The 524-nt window shown below is 76.7% G+C and carries 1 protein-coding gene; it reads left to right on the top strand.

Annotated features, from left to right (window positions below; genetic code table 11):
• Positions 1-524: tetratricopeptide repeat protein (locus HW577_RS26310; RefSeq protein ID WP_198379002.1), on the top strand; the 524-nt coding region annotated here is incomplete at both ends.

Genomic DNA, 524 nt, shown 5'->3' with positions numbered 1-524 from the left:
GGCGGGGAGGCGCGGCTGCTCGCCTGCACCCGCCGTGCCGGCGGCTGGCCGCATGTCGCCATCGTCACGGCGGGCCCCTCCGGCCCCGTGGTCGCGGACGGCGTCGCCACCTCCCTACCGGTGATCGAGCGGCTGGCGACCGGGCGCAGCGCGGGCACCGCGGCGGGCTCGCGCTCGGCCGCGCTCGAACTCGCCGTCGCGCGGCTGTCGGCCGATGCCTTCAGCGCCACCGATGTCGGCCGCTACGAACAGCTGATGGCGCTCGGGCGCGACCTGAACCAGACCGAGAACTTCGCCGCCGCCGAGGATGCCTACCGCGCGGCCCTCGCCGTGCAGGAACGCGTGCTGGGGCGGGACAATCCGAACATCGCGACCGCCATGCTGCATCTGGCGGTCAACCTGTCGAACCAGCGGCGGCTCGCCGATGCGGGCGCGCTGCTCGACCGCGCGGCGCCGCTCGCCCCGCGCGCGGCGGACCCGGCGACACCCGCGCGCCTGCTGCACTACCGGGCGCTGCACGCGCT

It is taken from the genome of Neoroseomonas rubea, assembly GCF_016106015.1.
Taxonomy (GTDB): domain Bacteria; phylum Pseudomonadota; class Alphaproteobacteria; order Acetobacterales; family Acetobacteraceae; genus Neoroseomonas; species Neoroseomonas rubea.
The sequence above is the reverse complement of the archived record's forward strand: the minus strand, read 5'-3'. Positions and strand labels throughout refer to the sequence as shown.